This window comes from Paenarthrobacter sp. NPDC089322 (assembly GCF_040684895.1).
Taxonomy (GTDB): Bacteria; Actinomycetota; Actinomycetes; order Actinomycetales; family Micrococcaceae; genus Arthrobacter.
The window spans coordinates 1-22037 of record NZ_JBFBGW010000016.1 but is presented as its reverse complement, the minus strand read 5'-3'; the positions used below and the strand labels follow the sequence as shown (position 1 = coordinate 22037).

Here is a 22037-nt window from a genome sequence, read left to right as displayed (position 1 = left end):
GTCCCTTCCTGGTAGCTGGGTCGCCTGAGCATCTCCGCGGAACGCTACAAAACCGTAGCCCGCGACAACGACAGATCCTTAGTCTCCCGGAAGAACAGCACCACAACCACGGCGGAGACAAGTGCCATCCCCATCAGGTAAAACGCCGGGGCCAGCGGGGTCCCGAACCCAGCCACCAGACCGGTTGCCACGAACGGGGCCGTCCCGCCGAAGAGCACGTAGGCCAACGTGTACCCAATAGCGGAACCGGATGCCCGGACTGAAGACGGGAACATCTCCACCAGCGCCGGCACGTTCGACGTACCAATGACGGCCACCAACGCCCCGAGAATGCTCGTGCCCAAAATCGCGAAGCCGAGCCCAAGGGGCATGATCGCGAACGACGGAATCGTCATCACCACAAAACCAACGCACGCCACGAGCAACATCTTCTTGCGCCCATACCTGTCACTCAGCCTGGCTGCCAGCGGGCAAACCGCTGTGTAGACCAGCATCGTCACCACGCTCGTGATCATCGACTCGGCCGAGGAGTAACCCAGGCTCGAGGTCATGTAAGCGATCATGTAGCTGCTCATCAGGTAGTACGCGATCGCGTTCGTGATGCTGTAGCCGAACAGCGTGAAGATCTGACGCGCGCAAAGACGGATCGCGTCACCCAGCGGTTTCTTGGCCACTTCACCGGCGTTCTCCAAACCACGGAACACGGGAGTGTCGTCAACCTTGGACCGGATGTACAAGCCGATGAGGCCAAGCGGCGCAGCCAACAGGAACGGAATCCGCCAACCCCACGCCTGAAGGTCCTCGGCACTCAACACCGAGGTAATCGCCGCACCGAGCAGGGCCCCCGCCACCGAGGCCAGACCAACCGTCGCGGGGATGACGCTCGCGTAGGTTGCGCGCTTCCCGGCCGGAGCGTACTCCACAATGAAGGCCGACGAACCCGTGTACTCCCCACCGGTCGTGAACCCTTGCACGGACCGGAAGACGAAGAGCAGAATCGGCGCCCACACACCGATCACGGCGTACGTCGGCAGGATACCGATACAAAACGTCGCCGCGCTCATGATCAGCACGCACAGTCCGAGCATCTTGTTCCGGCCGATCCTGTCGCCGTAGCGTCCAAAGAAAGCCGCCCCGAGCGGCCTGGCGATGAAACCGCCGGCGAAGATCGCCCACACGGCCAGAAGTGACGCCGTCGTGGAGTAATCCGGGAAGAAGAGCTTCGCAATGGTGACGGACATGACCGCGTAGGCGGCGGAGTCGAACCATTCGACGAAGTTCCCGACGGCGGCTGCCGCGGCAACGCGCTTAAGGTTCCGGCGCGGGGACGCCTCGGTTTCGGCGGCGGAATTCCGGGTCACAGTATTCATGATGGCTGTCCTTCACGGGGAATGTGTGGGAGTGCGCGAAGTTGAGCGCGCTGGACCTTGCCGGTTGCGGACTTGGGCAAGGCAGAAACGTATTCAATGAACCGCGGATACGCGAAGCGGGAATAGTTTTCCTTCACGTGCGCCACGATCTGTTCGTTCAGGTCAGCTCCCCCGGCATAACCTGGCATGAGTTCGATCCAGGCTTTGATTGACTGACCGCGGAGTTCATCGGGGACACCGGTTACGGACACGTCCTTCACGGGATCGAGTTCGCGAATTACAGCCTCCAGCTCGTATGGCCCCACACGGTAACCGGATGTTTTGATGACGTCGTCGGTCCTCCCCAGGAACCAGAAATATCCGTCCTCATCCGCGTAGGCCTGATCCTTCGTGTGGTACCAATCCCCTCCGAACGCGGCGGCTGAGGCCTCCGGCATGTTCCAGTATCCCAAGGGAAACTGCGGGTTGGAGCGGGCGCGCAGGCAGATCTCGCCGGTCTCGCCCGTCGGGACTTCCTGCTCATTCTCGTCCAGGAGCCGGACGTCCCAACCGGGAAGCGGCCTGCCCATCGAGCCCGGCTTCACCGTCACGTCCGGGTAGTTCCCCAGCAGCGGGTACGACTCCGTGGAACCGTAGTAATCCAGCAGCTTCACGCCGAACTGCTCGTCGAACCACGTGATGAGGTCCGGCGTCAGCGGCTCATTGGACGAACAAACTGTCCGCAGTGACAACGGGAAGCGGGTACCGGCGTCGGGCACGTCCTCGCGCATCTTGCGCAGGAACGTCGGATTGACGAGCGCACTGGTGACGCGGTGGCGGCTCATGGCGTCCAGCAGGGCTGCGGGGTCGAAGCCGCCTTCCGGCCGGAAGACCAGGTGCGTGGCGCCGAGCCGCAACGGACCCATGAGTTTGGCGAGCGACCACGCCCAGTCCCCCGCGCCGTAGAACACGTCGCCGTCGCCGATCTGGTGGCAGTATTCGAACTCGTTGTGGCCCAGGAGCGTGCGGTGCGCGTGGACGATTCCCTTGGCGCGGCCCGTGGTGCCCGAGGTGTAGAAGATGAGCGCGGGATCGTCGGCATTGGTCTCGACGTTCCGGAACTTCGTTGGTGCTGCTGCGATTCCCGGGCTGTCGATGTCGATGAAGGTGCCTTGGAAGTCTTCAAAAAGGTGCTTCGCGGATTCCTCAGCAATGATCACCGATGCGCTGCTGTCTTCCAGCCTGAACCGGATCGGCTCCGCGGCCCAGAGCAGCGACATCGTCACCAGAATGGCGCCCGTCCGCAGCACGCCTAGGTACGCAGCGGGGGTGTCGGCGCGCTGCGGAAGCAAGACGGCGACGCGGTCACCTTTCCTGATCCCGGCCTTTTGGAGCGTGGCCGCGATTTGCCGTGAGCGGTCCTGGATTTCGCCCCAGCTCACCTCTCGTTGACCTTCGACGGCGGACTCCAGAATGAGTGCCCGCTTGTCCCTAGGGTGGTGGTCGGCGACGTCGGCGGCCATGTTGTAGAACTCGGGCACCTCCCAGCGGTGGGAGTTTTGTAGTTCGGTGTAGGGGTCTTGGGTTGCGGTGGATGTCATGCGTGGATGCCTCCTTTGGTTCTGTTTGCAGCTCGACGGCGGGTTCAGCGGCGGCCGGCGAGGAAGCGGGCCATCTCGCGCTGAGGTTCGCCGGTGCCGTAGGCCTCGCGGTGGACGCGCTTGGCTTCGGCCATCGCGTCGGTGAGATCGTCGTCTTCCAGACTGCGGAGGCGGTTCTTTGTCAGCCTGACCGCACCCGGAGGAAGGAGGCTCAAGCGCGAGGCGAGTTCCTGGGCGTAAGCCAGCGTGCCGCCGTCGTCCGCCACGTAGTTAAGGAGGCCGAGACGCTGGGCCTCTTGCGCGTCGACCAGTTCGCCAGTGAGTACGAACTGGGACGTCTTGGACTTGCCGAGGATGCTCCACATGGCCCAGATGCCGGTGATGCTGGGGATGCCGGAGAGGACTTCGGGTTGGCCCATGCGGACTTGCGAGTCGCCTACACGGAGGTCCGCGAGGAGCGCGTACTGGAAGCCTGAGCCGGCGGCGACGCCGTTGACCGCGGCGATGGTGATCTGGTCGAGGTTGCGGACGGCGCGGTAGAGGCGGTCGAAGCCGTCGATCCAGGCCTCGGCGGACTCGTGGTCCTCGGGATCCATACCGGCGGTTTCGGCAAGGTCCTGTCCGGCACAGAAAGCGCGACCTGTTCCAGTCAGGATGACGCTTCGGATTTCCTCGTTGCCTTTGAGGCCTTCGAGGTGGGCGATGAGTTCGTCGCGCATGGCCTTGGTCCACGCGTTGAGCTTGTCCGGACGGTTGAGGGTGATGGTGGCGACGGAGCCGGTTTGTTCGAAGAGGACCTCTTGGGACATTGGGGAGTTTCCTTTTTCTTTGGCGGTTGGCGTTGTCTCATCTGACCACCGACGATTGTGACCCGTCTAACATCAATATCTACTCGCCGTGATACCAAACTGATATGGTGCGCGGATGGATCTCCACCATCTCAAGTACTTTGTAGTGCTCTCCGAGGAGCTGCATTTCGGGCGGGCCGCACAGCGTTTGCACATGGCTCAGCCCCCTCTTTCCCAGCGGATCAAGGACCTGGAGAAGGAGCTGGGGGTCTTGTTGTTTCACCGACGACGGACGGGCGTGGAACTGTCCGAGGCCGGGGCTTTGCTCCTGGAACATGCCCGCGGGGTGCTGGATCATGTGGCGATGGCGCAGGAGTCGATGCGCCGCATACGGCCTGGGGCTTCCGGGGTGCTGCAGGTGGCGGTGCCGCCGGACACGAACCCTGTTGCGCTCTCTACGATGGTTTCTTCTTTTGCTTCGTCCGCGCCTGATGTGCTGCTGAACCTGCACGAACTCACCACGGTGGAGCAGATTGAGCGATTGCGCGACGGCGAACTGGACGTTGCGGTGGTCCGTCACCCTTTGAGCAGCGTGGGTTTCGAGTCGGGGCCCGTGTTCTCGCGGGCGCTGGGGGTGGTGTTGAGTGCTTCGCATTCGTTGGCTTCTTTGCCTTCAGTTCGGCTGGGCGACCTGGCGGGGAGTCCACTGATTATCTTCCCGCGGTACATGGCCCCGACTCTGTACGACTCGTTCCTGCACACGTGCCGGGATGCTGGGTACTTGCCGGCGGCTATTGTTCACGCCAGGAATCAGCACTTCACACACGGGCTGATCCTGGCCGGCCGGGGTGTGCACTTCAATGAGGAGCCATGGACGCCTCTTCCCGCTGGAATTGTGTGGCGGCCGCTGGTTGGGGATCCGCTGGCTTGGCGGACGTCGGCGCTGTGGTTGAAGAGCCGGAGGTCAGCGGAGACGGATGCGTTCGTGGCGGCTGTGGGGGCGGGGTTGAGGGCTGGTGGTCATGGGTGACGCATCTCGCCCGCCAAGACCAGCGCCACCGTTGTCGTCACGACGGCGATGATCACCGAGTTACGAAGCGCCTTGACACGGCATTGAATTTACGGAGCCAGTTTTAACGTGCTGCAGGTGTTCCCAGCTCAATCCAGTACCGGCGGAAAAGCCGCCCATCTCCACCCGTGCGCACATCTTCGAGGCGTCCATCGCAACGCTCGATGGTTCTGATTGACCCCGAGTTATCGTCATCACAGGTCAGCAGAACACGATCCGGCTCTCCTCGCGCGGCCAAGCGGCCCAACAATTCCCGCATGGCCCAGGTTGCCGCACCCCTTCTGCGGTCGGAGGGGCGAACCCCATAGCCAATGTGCCCGCCCGAATTCAGGAGGGCCGGCGTCAGATGGTGCCGGAACGCAATCGCCCCTACATAGCGTGGGCCTTCGGTGATCCACAGATATGTACACGGAACCATGCCATCCTTCACGGGCGCGCTTTCAGCGGCCAACAACTTGCCAACCCAAGCTGCGAAGCCTTCGGGACGGGTGACGTCGTCCGCCATGAAGAGGGCGGCACCGTCCTGATGGTCGCCCGCCCACTCACTGTGGGACTCAAGGAATGACTGATGAAAGGCCACATTCGGCGCGACGAGTTCAAACATGCCCTCGACTCTATACCGCAATGGCACCCTGGGGGCCGCACCAAGCGACACGAAGAAAAGTTTGCGACAAACTTGTCATATTCATGACAAGCATCGTAGATTCATTACGTCCAACAAGTTGATAAACATCAAGGAGTGATTCAAGTGCTTAAGCTCAAGCGACTGGCCAAGCGCCGTTCCAAGCTGAACTTCGTGTTCAACTAAACCAAGAATAAATAGTGGGGGCCACGCACAGCGTGGTCCCCACTCATCATTGGAGGCAAGAATTGGCAGCCGTAACCTACTCCCTTAAGCAGTCGCTACCAGTCATCACCACGGAAACGGCCGTGCAGATCGGATTGGCACCGCCCAACGCAATCGAAATTGAGGACGCGCCAGACGGGCTGGCCGAACTGCTCAGCTTCGCTTCACAGCCACGGACACTCGACGATTTGAGCGGCAAGGCCGAACTCCTGCTGGGTGAAGGCTCCGGATCGATCGTCGGGGAACTTATCGACGCCGAGATTCTGGTGCCGTACAGGTTCGATCTCTCCGGCCGGTACAGCCGTCATGACCTGTACTTTGGGCTTGCACACAGCACCGGCCCCGGAGCCAGCGATCTGCTGCGCAGCCGAAGGGTCACGCTAATCGGCGTGGGAGGAATCGGAACAAACGTAGCCATGCAACTCGCCACAGCCGGAGTGGGTGCCATGATCTTGGTCGATGGAGACACTGTAGAAGAGAGCAACCTCACCCGGCAGTACCTCTTCACGGCGCAGGATGTCGGTACTCCCAAAATCCAAGCCGCTGCTAGAAATCTTCACCTTAGGGCTCCCGACATTAACACGGTGGAAGTCGCCTCCATGATCGCCGGAGTAGAGGACCTACTGCCTGTTTTCCAGGACTCAGACTTCGTTGTGGTCTCCGCTGACACACCCCAGGAAGTGCTCGAGTGGTCTAACCAGGCGTCCATCGCCACCGGCACACCTTTTACGTGCGCCGGGTATCAGGATACGCGTGGAGTGGTGGGCCCAGTTGTACGACCGGGCATCACCCCTTGCCTGCAATGCGCAGCAACAGATAACGATGACAGGACCAAATCAAACGCGTCTCTCTCCACCACGAATCTCAATAGCTCATACCAAGCTCCGAGCTTTGGACCCCTGAACTCCATCGTGGCATCCATTGCATCCATGGAAGTGTTCCGCTACCTGCTCACCGGATCCACCAACCTTGACGGCAGGAGGCTGGTTTTTGACTCATTGGAGTTATCGTCTGAGTTCGAGGATTTCGCCAGGAATGGCCGCTGTGCTGCGTGCGCCTGACTGCAACAAGGGCATGGCGACCGTTGCTTTGACAGGGGCTTACGTCGTAGCCTCAATCGCCGCAACGGTAGCCAACAGAAACTTCTGGCCAATCGCGTCAAACAATATGTTCAATGCGAAGTTCAAGGACCGCGTCTCAAGATTCGCAGTTGAATTCCACCTGCCTGATGGCATAACCGTTGCTTGCGGTCCAGCAAACTGCCTTCCAACTCAGTTCTTCCGGGCAGGAGCTGTCTTCGCCAACATCTTCATGGCTGAGGAAGAGCGACCAAAGAAGGTCCTCTGCCAGAGAATCGTCCGGAGGCTTCGCAGCAACACGTGGAGGCCGTTTGACGAGGTTCGCGCCCCCGTTCACCTGCCCCACCTTCCCTTGAGGATGGACATCCTTGTGGCAACTACTGTTCGGGGAATGCCTGAGGAAAAGGAGATTGTGTACACCTATGTTCCGACAACTTCGCAGTAAACCAGTCCAGCTCCGCCCTGTGCGCAACGCTGCAGTGTGGGTGGTTGCCGCCTTGGCCTTGACCCTTCGCCCCGGCCCATCCGCTGTCCGGGACTATAAAGCGGCGGTTGCTTCACAGGAATCGGCGGAGGACCACAGGCCCGACGACGGGAGGGCCTGGAAGATCCGACGTACAGCGGCCGGACTACTGATGGCTGCTGCGGCGGCCAGCGAGGTTTGTAGAGACCCCGGAGCAAAACCCTCTTTCTGGATTCGGCGGGCAGCGCTGGGATTATTCTTGGGAACACGAGCTTTGGATGCCCGATCCCTCCCGGGACGCTGGCCGTACGACACCTTCATTGAAGCGGTACTCATCATCAGTCAGATGTCCAGGCCGGGCCACGGCCTGTCCCCGAGTCTGCCGCTTTCGGTATCACGGGTTGCGCTATACCTGCCCTACACCCAGGCCGGCTTGTCCAAACTCTTGCACGGCTATGACGCCTGGGTCAGGCACGGCGATGCCAACCATATTTATCACTCGCACCTGCTGGCCTCGGAGGCTCACCCGTTTGCTCAAGATAGTCCGCCTGTTCGGGCCCTCACCCGCACAGTTCCGTTTCTTGAACTAGCCGCGCTCCCCCTTGCGCTCATTCTTCCCGGCAGATGGCGGCTAGTAGTTCCCTGCTGCACCACCATCTTTCACCTGGTAATTGCCCGCACGTGGAATATCAGCTTTTGGCAGGCACCTGTAATGCAGTGGCTCCTGACATCAGTGGAAAAGCAGCCCGATCTTATGACCCTTCGCTATGCATTCCGAGGTATCTAAAGTGTCATTGGCAAAGCCATGGCAGAGGCGTCTGCATCTCACGGGAATGTGGGTGAACTCGTTGGGCGGTGGTGCGTACAACATCGCACTTCCGCTCATAGTTCTGCAGACAAGCGGCAGTCTTGCCCAAATGTCCATCGTCGCTGTGGCATCACAACTTCCCAAGGCTTTCCCCGGGGTGCTCATCGGCGGACTCGCCGACCGTATGTCTCCCCGCACCATGACCCACATCGGCTATTGGGGTCAAGCACTGGTTGTCGCTGCAATGGCGCTCCTGATCGGACCTTGGCACACGCCCTTTTGGGTCCTCGTACTTGGCGCCTTCCTGCGCGGCAGCCTCGACATGTTCGCCCGGACCGCCACGTTCGTTGCCATCCCGAAGATGTATGGCGACGGCACGGCGAAGTTCAACGCCGCAGTTTCCACCGCGTGGACCTCAGCTTCCATCGTGGGTCCAGCAATTGGTGGAGCTTTGAGCGCCGTCTGGGGTCCGTGGTGGTTGTTGGCCGTTGACGCGGTGTCGTTTACGGTTATTGCCTTGATCATGAATTTCCTTCCGTGGCCGGAGCGCCCGAGCAGCTTGCCGGACCGGCCAGGTTTTTTCAAGGAACTTTCTGCCGGGTACCGGAGACTCACCCAAATTCAAGGGTGGTGGCGTTTTGCCGGGACAGTTGTCCTTGTCGGCTTCCTGTCCGCGCCACTGTCCACATTGGCGATCTTCCAGACCTCGGTTGGCCTCAAGAGTTCCACTACGGAAGTAGGAATCGTCGGCGCAGCAGCAGCTGCCGGCCTCTTCTGCGGTTCGATTCTGTCAGGCTTGCTTTCCAGTTGGCGCCCGAACATTCTGATGCAACGGTCCTCATGGCTTATGGCGGCAGGAGCTTTGCTCTTCTTCATCCCGTCCTGGGTTGCTGTGGCATGTGCCCTGTTCGTCGTCTGTACGGGCGGCATCGCATGGACGGTGGGACGCACATCCCTCATCCATCAACAGATTCCCTCGTCTGACTTGGGCAAGACCATGACAGCAGTCCAGTTTCTTGAAACTGTATCCAGTCCCCTCAGCCTTGCAGTCGCCACTTTTCTTATGGGCGTCTCGTCGTTCGTGGCTTTTGGCTTCATCCTCTTGGCAGCCCTGCTGTCGGGGGTGCTTGCGCTCAGTTCAGACTCCATGCTGCGGCCAAGTGAAGTGAAACGAGAGACCAAGCAGGCGGAGCCTGTCCAGTAGAGAGAGTCGCTACCCGTGTGGGCAGGGGAAGAGCTCCCGTTCCTTAGGCCTCGAACCAGCCCCGGGCAGGATTGGAGACCTCAGGCGCCTCCCGGAAGACGCCGGGCTGGGCAACCCAGCCGACGCCGTTGGCGATGACCTTCTGGATCTGCGGCTGGTGGTACACGGGGTATTCCTGGTCGCCGGGGCTGAAGTAGAAGATCCGGCCCTTGCCACGAGTGAACGTCACGCCGGAGCGGAACACCTCTCCCCCGGTGAACGAGCTGATGAAGATCAGGTCATCGGGTTCCGGGATATCGAACAGCTCGCCGTACGTTTCCTGCTGCGGAATCACGATGGGGCTTTCAATACCAGCTGCGATCGGGTGTGAAGGCTTGACCGTCCACACAAGTTCACGCTCGCCCTCGTTGCGCCACTTCAGGGAGCACGTGGTGCCCAACAATCGAGTGAAGATCTTGGCGAAGTGCCCGGAGTGCAGCACCACCAGGCCCATACCGCCAAGGACGTGGCGCTGCACGCGTTCCACTACTGCGTCAGCGACTTCTTCATGGGCAATGGTGAACCCGCCCTCAACGGCCGGGCGCAGCGGCCAGGGCATGATCACCGGGGTGTAGCCGGCGCGGGCGAGGATGGCGAGCATGTCCCCGGACCAGTGGCCGAATCGGCCAGGACATGTATGCCAGCCGCCGCGACAGTGCCAAGAGGCCCATGCGAGGGGGCCTTTCGCAGCCGGAGGAACTCGTGGCGCTCTCAGCCCAAGGGCGCGTATACCCGACGCTTCTGGTATCCCAAAGCGCTTCCTCCCACGCCCCCTTGACTCGCACCCCCACCCTTCCCTAAACTTTTCATAAAGCAGAATCTAAATTCCACAAAGCGGAAACTGGGGCCCAGCACCAAGGCAGCAGCGAAGCACATAGGAAGATAGATCAAAGCCCCTCCTCGGAAGGACCTACGATGACGTACACAGTGAACTGCTCCATCCTCCTGACGGAGCTGCCCTTGCTCGAGCGCCCCGCCGCCGCGAAGGCAGCCGGTTTTGACGCCGTCGAGTTCTGGTGGCCCTTCGAGACCTCCGTCCCCACGGACGCCCAAGTAACCGAGTTTGAAACAGCCATCAAGGACGCCGGCGTTCAGCTCACGGGCCTGAACTTCAACGCCGGTAACATGCCCGGCGGCGACCGCGGTCTGGTTTCCTGGCCCGCACGCTCCACCGAGTTCCAAGACAACATCGATGTTGTCGCGGGCATCGGCGAGCGCCTCGGCTGCAAGGCCTTCAACGCCCTCTACGGCAACCGCATCGACGGCGAATCGCCCGAGAAGCAGGACGCCATTGGTGCCGAGAACCTCGCAACCGCAGCAGCCGGCGTCGCCCGCATCGGCGGAACTGTCCTCCTCGAGCCGGTGAGCGGCGCACCCAAGTACCCGCTCCTCACCGCCGAAGACGCACTCAAGGTCATCGCCCGCGTCAAGGCAGAATCCGGTGCACAGAACATCAAGCTCCTCGCCGACTTTTACCACCTGGCGGTCAACGGCGACGACGTCGAATCCGTCATCGAGAACCACGCCAAGGACTTCGGCCACATCCAGATCGCCGACAACCCCGGCCGCGGCGCACCCGGCACCGGCAACCTCCCCCTCGGCGAATGGATCGCCCGGAGCCGCGAACTCGGCTACGACGGCTACATCGGCCTCGAGTACAAGGAACCGCAGGAATCGGCTTTCAGCTGGGCCATCCGCCAGCGCGCCAACGCCAACTAAACCCCGCGCGCCCAACTAAGTAGCAGCAGAGCGCGTTTAGAAGGCTCAAAACGCGCACTAATGCGACCTAGTTGGGTAAGCACACCTGAGTTAACACACACAGACTTTCCCGGAAAGAGAAACACAATGAGCAACGTTGCAGTCATCGGACTCGGAATCATGGGCCTCCCCATGGCCATCAACCTCGTCAAGGCCGGCCACACGGTCACCGGTTTCAACCGCAGCCAGGACAAGATTGACAAGCTCGTCTCCGAGGGCGGCAAGGGTGCCAGCAGCATCGCGGACGCCGTCAAGGACGCCGACGTCGTCATCACCATGGTGCCGGACTCCCCCGATGTTGAGGGTGTTGTCAGCGGCAAGGACGGCGTCTTCGCCAACGCGAAGAAGGGCACCATCTGGATCGACGCTTCCAGCATCCGCCCGGACGTCGCCAAGCGCCTCTCCGACGAAGCCCGTGAAGCCGGCATCCGCCCCCTCGACGCACCGGTCTCCGGTGGCGAACAGGGCGCCATCGACGCCGTCCTCTCCATCATGGTCGGCGGCGAAGCTGCAGACTTCGAGGCAGCACAGGACGTCCTCAACGCAGTGGGCAAGACCATCGTCCACGTCGGACCGTCCGGCTCCGGCCAGACCGTCAAGGCAGCCAACCAGCTCATCGTCGCGGTCAACATCCAGGTCCTCGGCGAGGCCATCGCCTTCCTTGAGGCCTACGGCGTAGACACCGACGCAGCACTGAAGGTCCTCGGCGGCGGCCTGGCCGGCTCCAAGGTCCTGGACCAGAAGGGCCAGAAGATGCTCGACCGCAACTTCGACCCCGGCTTCCGCCTCGCCCTCCACCACAAGGACCTGGGCATCGTCACCTCAGCAGCACGCGAAGCCAACGTCGCCGTCCCCCTCGGCGCCGTCGTCGCACAGCTCGTCGCCGCAACCGTCAACCAGGGCGACGGCGGCCTCGACCACTCGGGCCTCTTCAAGCAGGTCCTCCAGCTCAGCGGCCGGAAGTAAACCACCCGGCAAAGCCGGAACAACCACCAAGGCGAGACCCGCCGTCGTACATAAACGACGGCGGCTCCCTCACCACACCCAAAAACATCCCAGACTTCGCCCGCAAAGGGCAAAAACAAGGAGCACACCATGGCTAAGATGCGCACCGTTGACGCGGCGATCGCCATCCTGGAAAAGGAAGGCGCCACCGAGGCGTTCGGCCTGCCAGGCGCAGCAATCAACCCCTTCTACTCAGCAATGCGTGCCCACGGCGGCATCCGCCACACGCTGGCCCGCCACGTTGAAGGCGCCAGCCACATGGCCGACGGTTACAGCCGCGCGGCTGATGGCAACATCGGTATCTGCATCGGCACCTCGGGCCCTGCGGGCACGGACATGATCACCGGCCTGTACGCGAGCTGGGCTGACTCTATCCCCATGCTCTGCATCACCGGCCAGGCTCCGGTGTCCAAGCTGCACAAGGAAGACTTCCAGGCCGTGGACATCGAGTCCATCGCCAAGCCGGTCACCAAGTTCGCCATGACCATCCTGGAGCCGGGCCAGGTTCCCGGTGCCTTCCAGAAGGCCTTCCAGGTCATGCGCTCCGGCCGTCCGGGCCCGGTTCTGCTGGACCTGCCCATCGACGTTCAGATGGCTGAGATCGAGTTCGACATCGACGCCTACGAGCCCCTGGCGGTGGAGAAGCCCAAGGCTTCCCGCAAGCAGCTGGAAAAGGCCTTGGACATGCTGACCGCAGCCAAGCACCCGCTGATCGTTGCCGGTGGCGGCATCATCAACGCGGGCGCTTCGGCCCAGCTGGTTGAACTGGCTGAACTGCTGAACGTTCCGGTAATCCCCACCCTGATGGGCTGGGGCGCCATCCCCGACGACCACAACCTGATGGCCGGCATGGTTGGCCTGCAGACCTCGCACCGCTACGGCAACGAGACGTTCCTGCAGAGCGACTTCGTGATCGGCATCGGCAACCGCTGGGCCAACCGCCACACCGGCGGCCTGGACACCTACACGGCTGGCCGCAAGTTCGTTCATATCGACATCGAGCCCACGCAGATCGGCCGCGTGTTCTCCCCGGATCTGGGCATCGCCTCGGACGCCGGCGCAGCCTTGGACGGACTGCTGGAACTGGCCCGTGAGCGCAAGGCCGCAAAGACCCTGCCGGACTACTCCGCCTGGGTTGCCGAGTGCCTGGAGCGCAAGGGTTCCCTGCACCGCAAGACCCACTTCGACAACGTGCCCATCAAGCCGCAGCGCGTGTACGAGGAGATGAACAAGGCCTTCGGACAGGACACCACCTACGTGTCCACCATTGGCCTGTCGCAGATCGCCGGTGCACAGATGCTGCACGTGTTCGGTGCCCGCAAGTGGATCAACGCCGGACAGGCAGGCCCGCTGGGCTGGACCGCTCCCGCTGCCCTGGGCGTAGTGCGCGGTAAGCCGGGCGAGAACGTTGTTGCACTGTCCGGTGACTACGACTTCCAGTTCATGATCGAAGAATTGGCCGTGGGCGCACAGTTCAACCTGCCGTACATCCACGTTGTGGTGAACAACTCCTACCTGGGCCTGATCCGCCAGTCCCAGCGCGGCTTCAACATGGACTACCACGTGTCCCTGGGCTTCGATAACATCAACTCCCCCGAGACCATGGGCTACGGCGTGGACCACATCAAGGTCGTAGAAGGCTTGGGCTGCAAGGCCATCCGCGTGGAGAACCCGGAAGACATGCCTGCCGCATTCGACAAGGCCAAGGCACTGCGCGACGAATTCAAGGTTCCCGTGGTGGTGGAGGTGATCCTGGAAAAGGTCACCAACATCTCCATGGGCCTGGAAATCAACGCAGTGAACGAGTTCGAAGAACTGGCCGAGACGGCTGCGGACGCCCCCACGGCGATCCTCGCCAAGGCCTAGTCAGCAGCAGGAAAGGAGGTACCGGAATGCGTGTGGTCATCGCCCCGGACAAATTCAAGGGCTCGCTGTCCGCCCCCGACGTCGCCAGGCATCTCGCAACAGGTTTGCTGGCAGGCTTCGGACAAACGGGACTCGAAGTCACACGCATTCCGGTGGCCGACGGCGGCGAAGGCACCATCGACGCCGCCATCGGCTCCGGCTTCAACCGCCGGACAGCCACGGTCACCGGCCCGCTGGGCGAACCCGTGCAGGCGGACTTCGCGGTCAGGAACAGCGAAGCCGTGATCGAAATGGCAGCAGCTTCCGGTCTCGCCCTCCTCCCCGACGGCCCCACGAGTGACACAGCCAAGACGGCCACCAGCATCGGCACGGGCGAACTCATCCGCGCCGCGCTGGACCTCGGTTGCCGCAGGATCATCCTTGGCGTCGGAGGCAGCGCCAACACCGACGCAGGAGCCGGCGTCCTGCAGGGCCTCGGCGCCGTCTTCCTGGATGAGGACGGCAACGAGCTCCCCGGCGGCGGTGCCGCCCTCTCCCGGCTGAAGAGCATCGACTTCGCCAACTACGACGTCCGCCTCGAGGCCACGGACTTCGTGTTGGCGTCCGACGTCGACAATCCCCTTTTGGGGGCCAGCGGAGCCCCAGCCATCTTCGGTCCGCAAAAAGGCGCGACGCCGGACGACGTCACCAAACTGGATGAAGCCCTGCAAAACTTCGTCGACGTCCTCGCCGAAGCCACAGGCCCTCAAGCCAAGCACGCCGCGAAGGCTCCGGGCGCAGGCGCGGCGGGCGGGGTTGGCTACATCGCCATAGCGGCACTGAAGGCAGAGCGGCGGCCGGGTATCGACGTCGTACTTGAATTCACTGAACTGGAACACAAACTGAAGGGCGCCGACCTGGTGATCACCGGCGAAGGCAGCCTGGACGAACAAAGCCTCCTGGGCAAGACGCCGATGGGCGTCGCCCGAGCGGCGGCCCGGCAAGGGGTTCCCGTGATCGCCGTGTGCGGCAGGAGTACCCTGAGCCGGGAACAACTCACGGATGCCGGCTTCCACACGGTCCACGCGTTGACCGATCTGGAAGACGATGTCCAGAAATGTATCGCTGAAGCAGGTCCGTTGCTTGAACAATTAGGGAAGCACATAGGCGTGTACCTGGCAGAACGGACCGAAAACAAGGAGTACCTCAATGTCTGAAGCATTCGGCGCCTATGACCTCGTTATCCGGGGCCAGCGCATCCTCACCACGGCCGGCATCGCACCCCGCGAGGTAGGCATCCGCGACGGCATCATCGTCGCCATCGAACCGCTGGGCAACGGCCTCACCGGCACCGAGGTCATTGAACTCGCAGACGACGAGACCCTGCTCCCCGGCCTGGTGGACACCCACGTCCACGTCAACGAGCCCGGCCGCACCGAGTGGGAGGGCTTCGCCTCCGCTACCCGCGCAGCCGCTGCAGGCGGCGTCACCACCATCATCGACATGCCGCTCAACAGCATCCCGCCCACCACCAGCGTGGACGGCCTGGAGCAGAAGCGCGTGGTGGCCAAGGACCAGGCGTTCGTGGACGTCGGATTCTGGGGCGGCGCCATCCCCGGCAACAAGGCCGACCTCCGCCCGCTGCACGACGAAGGCGTCTTCGGCTTCAAGTGCTTCCTCTTGCACTCCGGCGTGGACGAGTTCCCGCACCTGGACGCGGACGAAATGGAAGAGGATATGAAGGAACTGAAGTCCTTCGACTCCCTCATGATCGTGCACGCCGAGGACTCCCACGCGATCGACCGCGCACCGCACCCCGGCGGCGACCACTACGAAACCTTCCTCGCCTCCCGCCCCCGCGGTGCTGAGAACAAGGCCATCGCCGAGGTCATCGAGCGCGCCCGCTGGACCGGCGCACGCGCCCACATCCTGCACCTCTCCTCGTCGGACGCGTTGCCCATGATCGCTTCGGCAAAGCGCGACGGCGTCAACCTCACCGTTGAGACGTGCCCGCACTACCTCACGCTCATGGCCGAGGAAATCCCCGACGGCGCTACCGCCTACAAGTGCTGCCCACCCATCCGCGAAGCCTCCAACCGCGAGCTCCTCTGGAAGGGCCTTCAGGACGGCACCATCGACTGCATCGTCTCCGACCACTCCCCCTCCACACTGGACCTCAAAGACCTGGAGAACGGCGACTTCGCAGTTGCCTGGGGTGGCGTTTCCTCCCTGCAGCTGGGCCTGTCCCTGATTTGGACCGAAGCACGCCACCGCGGCATCTCCCTGGAACAGGTGGTGTCCTGGATGGCCGAGAAGCCCGCCGCCCTGGCCCGCCTGCACAACAAGGGCCAGCTGGCACTGGGCTACGACGCCGACTTCAGCATCTTCGCTGCGGACGAGGCGTTCGTCGTGGACGTCAGCAAGCTCAAGCACAAGAACCCGATCACGCCGTACGATGGCCGTCCGCTCGCCGGCGTCGTCCGCAAGACTTTCCTGCGCGGCTCCGTGATCGACGGCCAGAACCCCGGCGGCAAGTTGCTCCGCCGCGGCAACGTTTAGGGACACTTGGCATGGCAGTCAATGCCTACGGTCCGCCGCCCGCGCGGTTTCCGGGACGCTCAGCACGTTCCGGGGCCGCACGCAGGCAGGGCCGCACCACCCCGGGTCTCACTGCCCACGGCCTCGCCCTCTGGGTCAATCCGGCCGAGGGCGATCCCGTAGACCCCCAAATCTGGGACCGTGCAGCACGATTGGTGCTGGCACGGGCCATGAAACTTGCCCCGGAGGCGGAAGTCCGCATCTGGCCCGCCATCGGGGCAGAACACTCCGGCGTCGGCGATTCTTCCTGGGGCGGCACTCCGCAGGAAACCGCCGACGCCGGTACCCACCCTTCCCGGCACCCTTCGGTATCGCTCGCGGACGCCCTCGCTCGCGGAGATTCACCCTCCAACGGACAATTCACCAGCGAACGCGGGGGTGATATGTCCGGTGCCGGGGGAGGCACCGCGGCCGCCGGGGGATGCACCGCAGCAGCCGGGGGACGCACCGCAGCCAGCGGCAGCACCGCCGTCGAGCCCGTCATGCTGGCCGGCCGCCGCAGCCAACTTGCGATCGACCTCGCCGCTGAAGTAGTACTGCTCGACGGCGAGCCGGTTGCCTTTACGGGCATGGAATACAAGCTGCTGAGGTACCTCGTGGTGAACTGCTCCCGAGCGGTTGGTCGTGAAGAATTGCAACGCTTCCTGGAGTCATTTGACCTCCCCGGCGCGGCGTTTCGCTCGATCGACGTTTATGTTGGAAGGGTGCGGCGGAAGCTGGGAAGTGCCCGCCACACTGTCTCCACCGTCCGTGGTGGTGGCTACCAGTTCGTGCCCGGCCCTTATGCCACTGTGCGCGGACCTGCGGAATACAGCATCTGATTTTGCTGTTGGAAAAGATCGGAAGCACCGCTTATTGATTGATCGGTGCCTTATTGAAATGACCGCCGGTGCAGACCGGTTGAACGTAAAGGATCGCAATGACCCAGAAACTCCTCGTCGGTACGCAGGCCCCTGACTTCGCGCTTCTCGACGCCGACGGCAACAAGGTCTCGCTGTCCGACTACCGCGGACGCAACGTCATCGTGTACTTCTACCCCAAGGCCGCCACCCCCGGCTGCACCACCGAGGCCTGCGACTTCCGCGACAACCTCGCCAGCCTCCAAGGCAAGGGCTACGACGTCATCGGGATCTCCCCCGACGCCCAGGAAGCCCTTGCGTCCTTCACCGGCGACTTCTCCCTGACCTTCCCGCTGCTCTCCGACGAAGACCACTCGGTTGCCCTGGCGTACGGCGCGTGGGGCGAGAAGCTGGTTGACGGCGAGATCTTCGAAGGCCTGGTCCGCTCCACCGTGGTTTTGGACGGCGAAGGCATCGTCAAGCTCACCCAATACCAGGTCAGCGCCCAAGGCCACGTCCAGGCGCTGCGGGAAGAGCTCGGCATCTAACGCTCTCTCACCAAACGCCCCTCCCGGGCGAACCATCTCTCACCTAAGTGCACATTTCCTGTAACGCCCGCTCACCCCTGTGAGCGGGCGTTTCATATGTCTTGACTAAACGTGACAAAACTCCCGTGGCATTAGTTAATGGACCCATGGCCTCAACTCCGACCCAACGCCACGCAGTAGTCGTCGAAGATGACGCCGACATTCGTGGGCTCCTCGTCCTGATCCTTGAGCAGCTCGACTTTGTGGTGACGGAGGCACCGGACGGACTTTCCGGCGTCGAAGCTGTCCGCGAGACCAACGCCGAACTCGTCACCCTCGACGTCAACCTCCCCGACATCGACGGCATGGAAGTCTGCCGCCAGTTACGTGAATTCTCGGACGCCTACATCCTGATGCTCACGGCGCGCGCAGACGAAATCGACCGCCTCAACGGCCTGGACACAGGCGCGGACGATTACATTAACAAGCCCTTCAGCCCCAAGGAACTCCAGGCCCGCATTCGCGCGTTGTTCCGCCGAGCCCGGACACCCGCCGCGCCGGCCGAGGACGCGCGCCAGACGGACGAGCTCGCGCGCGCCGCGGTGGTGCAAAAAAGCCTCCTTCCGCAGGAGACAGTCAGGCTCAACAACTACGACGTCGCTGGCGCCTTCCGCCCGACCCGCAGCGTAGGTGGGGACTTCTACGACTGGTACCAAACCCCTTCCGGCATGCACCTGACGTTCGCGGATGCCATGGGCAAGGGCATGGGTGCCGCGCTGATCGCAGCGACCGTCCGTGCCGTGATGCGCTCGGTTGCGGACACGCCGGCCATAGCTGACGCCTTCAACTCGGCGAGCGCCACGATTACCTCCGACCTTGACCAGTCCGGCTCGTTCGTGACCATGTTCCATGCGCGCCTGAACAGCTCAACCGGACTGCTCAGTTATATCGACGCCGGTCATGGACTTGGCCTGCACGTCCCGGCTGTGGGGGCGACGCGGAGGTTGGTGTCGGCCGGGCCGCCGGTGGGGATCCTCGAAGGGCAACAGTGGCCTGCCGCGGAACTCCAGCTGGATCCGGGCGATGCCCTCGTGATTGTCAGCGACGGCGTGCTGGACGCCCACGATTCGCTGGAAGACTTCATGCGAAACGTGGAAAAGGCGGTCAGGAGTGAGGCAACATCGGACGAGGCATGCGCCGCCTTGCTCGAGTTGGCGCCTGCCGCCACCGCGGAAGACGACGTGACCGCCGTCGTTGTTCGCCGCAAACCAAACGCAGGGCTGGAAGGTAACCACCAAACGATCCGGCACTAAGCCACAAAGGGGGGGATTGTGACTCGATTTTGGACCCGGTTGCTGGTTGTCCTGACGGTCATTCTTGGCGTCAACTACGTTGCGTGGCGCTGGCTGGCGTCGCTGAACTGGGAGGCGTGGTGGATCGCCATTCCGTTGGTGATCGCGGAGACGTACAGCCTTATTGACGTGATGCTGTTCGGCCTGACGGTGTGGAACCTCAAGATCCGGAAGCCACCACCACCTGCCCCTGAAGGCACCACGGTGGACGTCTTCATCACCACGTACAACGAGCCGATGGACCTGGTCATGACCACGGCCCTCGCCGCCAAGGACATCCGCTGGCCGCACAGCACGTGGATTCTCGACGACGGCAACCGGCCCGAAATGCGCGAACTCGCCGAAGCTAACGGGATCGGTTACGTCACGCGAAGCGAGGACTGGACGCCGGACATGCCGCGGCACGCCAAGGCCGGAAACTTGAACAATGCGCTGATGCTCACCTCCGGGGAGTACTTGTTGATTCTCGACGCCGACCAGATCCCCGAGCCGGACATCCTGGACAAGACGCTGGGCTACTTCAACGACGATCGCGTGGCCTTGGTCCAGACGCCCCAGTACTTCATCAATGTCCCGGCCGACGACCCCCTAGGCAGCCAGGCTCCCCTGTTCTACGGCCCCATCCAGCAAGGCAAGGACGGCTGGAACGCAGCGTTCTTCTGCGGCTCCAACGCGATCCTGCGCCGCGAAGCATTGATGCAGTTGGGGCTGGTGGGCTACGTCAAGGCCACGGAACACAGCGTGCGGCGGGCGTTGGCGGCATCCAAGTCAGCCATCAGGAAGGCCCGCAAGTCCCCTGAGGCTGAAAACCCGCTGGTGGCCGAGATGCTCAACCAAGTGGAAGCCGCCACGAATACGGCCCAGCAGGAGCTCGATGCCCGTGTATCGCTGAGCGAGATCACGTACCGGGTCCGCCGCAAGGTCGATGAAGCCGTGCGGACGCTGGTCGCTGCAGATTTCTCCGCGCTGCAGGCGGACCTCGAGGAAATCGCCGCGATGGAACTGGCCCATGTCGGCGAAGGGGGCGTGACCACTGTGGCGAGTGACGCCGTCGACCGCATGTCCGGACGCGACTGGTCGCCGCTTGGTGCCCTCGAATCCGTCCACGCGGTCCTCGACGCCATCTCCGTTGAACGCACCGACGAAGCCCAGCCCATCATGCCGCTGGCCACCATCTCCGTCACGGAGGACATGGCCACGGCAATGCGGATCCACGGCCTCGGCTGGAAGAGCGTCTACCACCATGAAATCCTCGCCAACGGCCTCGCCCCCGAGGACCTGAAAACAATGCTCACGCAACGCCTGCGCTGGGCCCAAGGCACCATGCAGGTACTGCTCCGCGAGAACCCCTTGGTGCAGCGCAACCTCTCGTGGGGTCAGCGGCTCATGTACTTCTCCACCATGTGGAGCTACCTGAGCGGCTTCGCTGCCGTGGTGTACTTCGCGGCGCCGATCATTTACCTCACGCTCGGCATCCTTCCGGTGAGCAGCCTTAGCTTCGATTTCTTCGTGCGGTTCATCCCGTTCATGGTGGTTAACCAGTTGCTGTTCGTGGTTGCCGGGCACGGGATTCCCACCTGGCGCGGGCAGCAGTACAGCCTTGCGCTGTTCCCCACCTGGATCAAGGCATGTACGACGGCGGCACGTAACGTCTGGTTCGGACGTCCCCTCGGGTTCGCCGTCACCCCGAAGGCCCGCCAGAACGGCGGCCCGAGTTGGAGCCTGATCCGGCCGCAGATCATCGTGGCGGTCCTGTTGGCTGTGGCACTGGTGGTTGGGCTTCTGCGACTGATTGCCGGTATGTCGGAGCCCTTGGGCACGTTGGTGAACGTAGCGTGGGTAGCGTTCGACCTTGTAGTCCTCAGCGTCCTGGTGAAGGCCGTGTTGTACAAGGGTTTCGTCCCCGAAGAATTTGCAGGTCCTGAACGCCCCGAGGAAAGGAATGCTGATGCAGTTTAGTTATGAGGTCAAGGACTCCTACGCGGAGGTGAAAGGCGTCGGCCGGTTGAACATGGTGGCCGCGCCCAAGCTGCGCGAAGTCGTGGCGGAAGTTGTCGCCAACGGGTCAAGCCGCGTGGTGGTCAACCTGGCGGAGACCGACTTCATGGACTCATCGGGTCTCGGGGCACTCATCGGTTGCCTCAAGGCTGCACGGCAGGCCGGCGGTGATCTTCGGATCTCGGGTGTTCAACCGCAGGTCAAGATGGTCCTTGAACTGACCAACATGGACCGGGTGCTCACTGCGTACCCGTCAGCGGATGAGGCGTTCGGCGATGACTGACGTGATTGCCCGCCGGGGCTACCGGGGACTCTCCAACGACGACGCCATCGAGGCCATCCACACCGAGCTGGACGCTTTGTGGGACGATGCCTCGTTCGTGCCGGACATGGACCGCATGACGTTCACCACGGCGGTGATCGAGTCCGCGGCCAACATCGTGCAGCACGCCCAGCCCGTCGGTGAAAAGCCCGTGGAGATCGACGTCGATATCACTGTCCGGCCGAGCCGGCTGCAGGCCCGGGTGAGTGCCTGCAACGCACGGGAGCCCTTCGCGGACATGCAGCCATCGCTCCCGGACGACGACTCCGAGTCCGGCCGGGGGCTCGCCCTGATCGAGATGTTGGTGACCACAGTGACCTTCGAGCGGCAGGACGGCACCAACACCTGGATCCTGACGAGGGACTCAACCCCCGACGCCTGACCAAACCCTCTATCACCAAACACCCCCAATCGCCCAACCCTCTATCACCAACACCGGCGACGGCGGTCATGCGGTCGTATGGTTTTCTGAGACAGCTTGATGGGAGATTCGTTTCAGATGTCCACGCCCAGAAGAAAATATGATGCCGTGTTTCGTGAGGAAGC

At 62.7% G+C, this 22037-nt stretch carries 20 protein-coding genes; 15 read left to right on the top strand and 5 right to left on the bottom strand.

What is annotated here, in order from left to right:
* Nucleotides 1-44 precede the first annotated feature (44 nt).
* The 3 genes from AB0N65_RS15160 to AB0N65_RS15150 are packed head-to-tail and all read right to left on the bottom strand — an operon-like array spanning nucleotide 45 to nucleotide 3759.
* Nucleotides 45-1370 carry an MFS transporter gene (locus tag AB0N65_RS15160; RefSeq protein ID WP_364163129.1) on the bottom strand — a complete coding sequence of 442 codons (1326 nt, stop codon included), beginning with the start codon at nucleotides 1368-1370 and terminating at the stop codon, nucleotides 45-47.
* Complete coding sequence (locus tag AB0N65_RS15155; protein ID WP_364163126.1) at nucleotides 1367-2950, bottom strand: AMP-binding protein; 1584 nt, start codon at nucleotides 2948-2950, stop codon at nucleotides 1367-1369. The genes AB0N65_RS15160 and AB0N65_RS15155 overlap by 4 nt, the downstream gene beginning before the upstream one ends.
* Nucleotides 2951-2994: 44 nt before the next feature.
* Entirely contained in the window at nucleotides 2995-3759 is a 765-nt protein-coding gene (locus tag AB0N65_RS15150; RefSeq protein ID WP_364163123.1) for an enoyl-CoA hydratase/isomerase family protein, read from the bottom strand.
* Between the two features lie 115 nt (nucleotides 3760-3874).
* On the opposite strand from AB0N65_RS15150, the gene AB0N65_RS15145 reads away from it, so the two are divergent.
* Complete coding sequence (locus tag AB0N65_RS15145) at nucleotides 3875-4768, top strand: LysR substrate-binding domain-containing protein (RefSeq protein ID WP_364163121.1); 894 nt, start codon at nucleotides 3875-3877, stop codon at nucleotides 4766-4768.
* 103 nt (nucleotides 4769-4871) lie between these two features.
* Here the strand turns inward: AB0N65_RS15145 and AB0N65_RS15140 are convergent, their stop codons facing one another.
* Nucleotides 4872-5411, bottom strand: a complete 540-nt coding sequence (locus AB0N65_RS15140) for a GNAT family N-acetyltransferase (RefSeq protein WP_364163118.1) — start codon at nucleotides 5409-5411, stop codon at nucleotides 4872-4874.
* 266 nt (nucleotides 5412-5677) lie between these two features.
* On the opposite strand from AB0N65_RS15140, the gene AB0N65_RS15135 reads away from it, so the two are divergent.
* From AB0N65_RS15135 to AB0N65_RS15125, 3 genes are all read left to right on the top strand, one after another.
* The gene (locus AB0N65_RS15135) at nucleotides 5678-6715 is read left to right on the top strand and encodes a TOMM precursor leader peptide-binding protein (RefSeq protein WP_364163115.1); all 1038 of its coding nucleotides are present in this window, start codon (nucleotides 5678-5680) and stop codon (nucleotides 6713-6715) included.
* A complete protein-coding gene (locus tag AB0N65_RS15130; protein ID WP_364163112.1) occupies nucleotides 6690-7178 on the top strand; it encodes a hypothetical protein in 489 nt (162 codons plus the stop codon). The genes AB0N65_RS15135 and AB0N65_RS15130 overlap by 26 nt, the downstream gene beginning before the upstream one ends.
* Before the next feature lie 806 nt (nucleotides 7179-7984).
* A complete protein-coding gene (locus AB0N65_RS15125; protein ID WP_364163109.1) occupies nucleotides 7985-9208 on the top strand; it encodes an MFS transporter in 1224 nt (407 codons plus the stop codon).
* 43 nt (nucleotides 9209-9251) lie between these two features.
* Here the strand turns inward: AB0N65_RS15125 and AB0N65_RS15120 are convergent, their stop codons facing one another.
* Nucleotides 9252-9806 (bottom strand): ThuA domain-containing protein, encoded by a 555-nt coding sequence (locus tag AB0N65_RS15120; protein ID WP_364163375.1) that lies wholly within the window; start codon nucleotides 9804-9806, stop codon nucleotides 9252-9254.
* Nucleotides 9807-10162: 356 nt separating this feature from the next.
* On the opposite strand from AB0N65_RS15120, the gene AB0N65_RS15115 reads away from it, so the two are divergent.
* From AB0N65_RS15115 to AB0N65_RS15065, 11 genes are all read left to right on the top strand, one after another.
* Nucleotides 10163-10966 (top strand): TIM barrel protein, encoded by an 804-nt coding sequence (locus AB0N65_RS15115; protein WP_364163106.1) that lies wholly within the window; start codon nucleotides 10163-10165, stop codon nucleotides 10964-10966.
* Nucleotides 10967-11026: 60 nt separating this feature from the next.
* Nucleotides 11027-11971 carry a 2-hydroxy-3-oxopropionate reductase gene (locus tag AB0N65_RS15110; protein ID WP_364163103.1) on the top strand — a complete coding sequence of 315 codons (945 nt, stop codon included), beginning with the start codon at nucleotides 11027-11029 and terminating at the stop codon, nucleotides 11969-11971.
* Between the two features lie 129 nt (nucleotides 11972-12100).
* A complete protein-coding gene (gene gcl / locus AB0N65_RS15105; protein ID WP_364163100.1) occupies nucleotides 12101-13876 on the top strand; it encodes a glyoxylate carboligase in 1776 nt (591 codons plus the stop codon).
* Between the two features lie 26 nt (nucleotides 13877-13902).
* Nucleotides 13903-15072: a glycerate kinase gene (locus AB0N65_RS15100; RefSeq protein ID WP_364163097.1), complete on the top strand. Its 1170-nt coding sequence runs from the start codon at nucleotides 13903-13905 to the stop codon at nucleotides 15070-15072.
* Nucleotides 15065-16414 carry an allantoinase AllB gene (allB, locus tag AB0N65_RS15095; protein ID WP_364163094.1) on the top strand — a complete coding sequence of 450 codons (1350 nt, stop codon included), beginning with the start codon at nucleotides 15065-15067 and terminating at the stop codon, nucleotides 16412-16414. The genes AB0N65_RS15100 and allB overlap by 8 nt, the downstream gene beginning before the upstream one ends.
* Before the next feature lie 11 nt (nucleotides 16415-16425).
* Nucleotides 16426-17274, top strand: a complete 849-nt coding sequence (locus tag AB0N65_RS15090; RefSeq protein ID WP_364163091.1) for a winged helix-turn-helix domain-containing protein — start codon at nucleotides 16426-16428, stop codon at nucleotides 17272-17274.
* Between the two features lie 98 nt (nucleotides 17275-17372).
* Nucleotides 17373-17840, top strand: coding sequence for a thioredoxin-dependent thiol peroxidase (gene bcp, locus AB0N65_RS15085; RefSeq protein ID WP_364163088.1), 468 nt, complete (start codon nucleotides 17373-17375; stop codon nucleotides 17838-17840).
* Between the two features lie 146 nt (nucleotides 17841-17986).
* On the top strand, nucleotides 17987-19132 hold the full coding sequence (locus AB0N65_RS15080) for a SpoIIE family protein phosphatase (protein ID WP_364163085.1): 1146 nt from the start codon (nucleotides 17987-17989) through the stop codon (nucleotides 19130-19132).
* 18 nt (nucleotides 19133-19150) lie between these two features.
* Nucleotides 19151-21130 (top strand): glycosyltransferase family 2 protein, encoded by a 1980-nt coding sequence (locus AB0N65_RS15075; RefSeq protein ID WP_364163082.1) that lies wholly within the window; start codon nucleotides 19151-19153, stop codon nucleotides 21128-21130.
* Nucleotides 21120-21452, top strand: a complete 333-nt coding sequence (locus tag AB0N65_RS15070; RefSeq protein WP_364163080.1) for an STAS domain-containing protein — start codon at nucleotides 21120-21122, stop codon at nucleotides 21450-21452. The genes AB0N65_RS15075 and AB0N65_RS15070 overlap by 11 nt, the downstream gene beginning before the upstream one ends.
* On the top strand, nucleotides 21445-21873 hold the full coding sequence (locus AB0N65_RS15065) for an ATP-binding protein (RefSeq protein WP_364163077.1): 429 nt from the start codon (nucleotides 21445-21447) through the stop codon (nucleotides 21871-21873). The genes AB0N65_RS15070 and AB0N65_RS15065 overlap by 8 nt, the downstream gene beginning before the upstream one ends.
* The last annotated feature ends 164 nt before the right edge of the window (nucleotides 21874-22037 follow it).

Coding starts and splice junctions, on each gene's coding strand:
- AB0N65_RS15090 (WP_364163091.1), top strand. CDS start 16,426: ATGGCAGTCAATGCCTACGGTCCGCCGCCCGCGCGGTTTCCGGGACGC.
- AB0N65_RS15150 (WP_364163123.1), bottom strand. CDS start 3,759: ATGTCCCAAGAGGTCCTCTTCGAACAAACCGGCTCCGTCGCCACCATC.
- gcl (WP_364163100.1), top strand. CDS start 12,101: ATGGCTAAGATGCGCACCGTTGACGCGGCGATCGCCATCCTGGAAAAG.
- AB0N65_RS15130 (WP_364163112.1), top strand. CDS start 6,690: ATGGCCGCTGTGCTGCGTGCGCCTGACTGCAACAAGGGCATGGCGACC.
- bcp (WP_364163088.1), top strand. CDS start 17,373: ATGACCCAGAAACTCCTCGTCGGTACGCAGGCCCCTGACTTCGCGCTT.
- AB0N65_RS15110 (WP_364163103.1), top strand. CDS start 11,027: ATGCGACCTAGTTGGGTAAGCACACCTGAGTTAACACACACAGACTTT.
- AB0N65_RS15100 (WP_364163097.1), top strand. CDS start 13,903: ATGCGTGTGGTCATCGCCCCGGACAAATTCAAGGGCTCGCTGTCCGCC.
- AB0N65_RS15120 (WP_364163375.1), bottom strand. CDS start 9,806: ATGCCCTGGCCGCTGCGCCCGGCCGTTGAGGGCGGGTTCACCATTGCC.
- AB0N65_RS15155 (WP_364163126.1), bottom strand. CDS start 2,950: ATGACATCCACCGCAACCCAAGACCCCTACACCGAACTACAAAACTCC.
- AB0N65_RS15145 (WP_364163121.1), top strand. CDS start 3,875: ATGGATCTCCACCATCTCAAGTACTTTGTAGTGCTCTCCGAGGAGCTG.
- AB0N65_RS15140 (WP_364163118.1), bottom strand. CDS start 5,411: ATGTTTGAACTCGTCGCGCCGAATGTGGCCTTTCATCAGTCATTCCTT.
- AB0N65_RS15115 (WP_364163106.1), top strand. CDS start 10,163: ATGACGTACACAGTGAACTGCTCCATCCTCCTGACGGAGCTGCCCTTG.
- AB0N65_RS15160 (WP_364163129.1), bottom strand. CDS start 1,370: ATGAATACTGTGACCCGGAATTCCGCCGCCGAAACCGAGGCGTCCCCG.
- AB0N65_RS15070 (WP_364163080.1), top strand. CDS start 21,120: ATGCAGTTTAGTTATGAGGTCAAGGACTCCTACGCGGAGGTGAAAGGC.
- allB (WP_364163094.1), top strand. CDS start 15,065: ATGTCTGAAGCATTCGGCGCCTATGACCTCGTTATCCGGGGCCAGCGC.
- AB0N65_RS15080 (WP_364163085.1), top strand. CDS start 17,987: ATGGCCTCAACTCCGACCCAACGCCACGCAGTAGTCGTCGAAGATGAC.
- AB0N65_RS15065 (WP_364163077.1), top strand. CDS start 21,445: ATGACTGACGTGATTGCCCGCCGGGGCTACCGGGGACTCTCCAACGAC.